Origin of the sequence: Thermogutta sp. (assembly GCF_014359955.1) — a bacterium.
GTDB lineage: Bacteria > Planctomycetota > Planctomycetia > Pirellulales > Thermoguttaceae > Thermogutta.
Genome location: NZ_JACIYL010000787.1, coordinates 1 through 2025 on the forward strand (window position 1 = coordinate 1; position 2025 = coordinate 2025).

2 protein-coding genes are annotated in these 2025 nt (G+C 56.7%); both read right to left on the reverse strand.

Going from position 1 to position 2025, the window contains the following annotated elements:
* Positions 1 to 1282, reverse strand: a 1282-nt coding sequence (locus H5U08_RS16955) for a hypothetical protein (RefSeq protein WP_297035781.1), incomplete at its 3' end; no start/stop codon positions are given.
* Positions 1279 to 2025, reverse strand: a 747-nt coding sequence (locus H5U08_RS16960) for a hypothetical protein (protein ID WP_297035784.1), incomplete at its 5' end; no start/stop codon positions are given. The genes H5U08_RS16955 and H5U08_RS16960, both read right to left, overlap by 4 nt.

Here is a 2025-nt window from a genome sequence, read left to right on the forward strand (position 1 = left end):
GAACGGTATTGAAACGGCTGCGCCCTTCGTTATCGCTTTCCCCCATTTCCTGGGACGTGATCCAGAACTCTTCACTCAGTCCCTCAATCGGCCGGCCATTCTGATCACACAGCTCGTTTCCATTTTCGTCGAGACCCACGATGCGCACTTGAGCAGCAATGGCCGGTTGCTCCTCGGTCAGTTCGATATCCATGCTCAACCTGACCTGCCGCGCTCTTGCCCGAGCGCGAGTGCTGGGGAGCTCTACCCCAGGTGCGTCCTGTTCGGAATAGTAATCGCGCGAAGGAATAACCTCCGCATACCAGCACTTGAGATTCGAAGGGTTCCTTGGCTCACACTGCCATCTGATTCTGATTTTGCTCTTCGGTCCAACCGTAGCAATCGGCTGAGCTCCTGGACCTTCTTGGCGAAAACCGCTTTCTGGATCAACCAGGCCCTGCTTATCCAGCAGCGGGACGACTTCGATCGATTCCAAGTCCGATTGCACGCCTTCTTCGAAGGGCCACTTCTCGAAGGTCAGCCGCCTAAGGTTCGGCTCGAGCGCCAAACCGCTCAACCATCGCCGGCTGTCCTCCAGCGGTTGATTATTAAGGTATGCAGCCAGTTCGGTTTTGACCTGTCCATCCCTCAGCCGGCAATTTTCCAGTCGCTCGCTGCCGATTGTCTGAGGGCGTGCCGGCCGGACGAGCTCTCGCACACATTGCAAATTTCTTTCCAGACGGTCTGCAAAGTCGGCCCCCAGATCCGGAATTAGCCCTACTCGCCACATTTCGCGTCCGACGGTTTCCAGTGTCGGTTCTTCAAGCACCGCCGCAAGGTAATCAGCCCGCTGCTCAGCTGTGGCGCTTAAAACGCCGCGTGGCGTCGCTAACACGCGTCGTACCGGTTCTTGAAGCTCCTCCGGAAGTTCACGCAGTAGGTCAACTGAAGTCTCTTGCCAGAAACGTGTAAGGTCGAACGCGGCAAAGGAGTTGGTCAGCGAGCTGGCCGCCGCGTCTAAAACGCCCATCGGAACAAGTAGGCCTAGCCGCACGCGTTTGCGGTTGCGAATCTCGATGGCCCTTTCCGGCGAAATCTCCAACTCGATATCCTGGGGCGGCGTGCCGACGAGCCATATCTGAACGTCGTCGCCCAACCGCAGTTTTCTCGCTTCTTTGCACAGCAAGCGAGCTTCGTCCCGGTCCAGATAATCGATGCGCAGGCAATAGCCCAGCTCGGCCGCCTGTAAGTCCTGCACGAGCCGTTTGGCCAGCCGTGCCCGCAAGCCATCCGCCATCTTCATCCGTTCACCTCCTTTAGCACAGGCATCTCCAGGTACTGGGCATTGAAGTCGTCAGACAGAGCGTGAAAGAAACCCATTTGTCGGAGACGGCGTTTAAGAGCCTCGAGATTCGTCACCGCCGCGAACCGTGCGGTGGCATCGTCCAAGAAACCCGGCGGACGGTCCACCAGCAGCCCGTAACGTCGATACAAAAAGTCCAGGAACTCGCTCAGTCGCATCGAGGCACGGGGTCGCACACACTGCCAGTCGCCCATCGGCCGCTCCGTCATTGCCACATGCACGAGCGTGGCCAATAGGTCATCACTCGGCGCATAGCGCCAATTACGCCGGCCCGTTATGTTACCCGATAGAATGCCAAAAGATTTCCGCAAGCCTCCTGTGGACCAGTACCAGCTAACGGCGTTTCTCAATGCTGAGTTGAGCTGTGCCTCGCTTAATAACGTAGCGAACGCTTTCACTGGCGGGTTACGTTGCGTAACGTCGGCAAAGTAGGCTTTAATGGTCTCCTTCTCCACATCGCTAGAGCAGCTTTCCAACGTAGCCTCTCTAATTCGCGCCATTTCAGCTCTGGCTCCTGCAGCCACTTCGGGATGACTTTCGAGCGAGATAAGTCTGAGAAGGTAGTTTGGGGTGGTAGACTCGTCACGGATACGCCGCAGATCCAGGATGTATTCGATGAGCATGTCAAGGCTTCTCAAATAGAGAACACTGTCAATATACGTGCGTAATGAGGCGAGATCCCG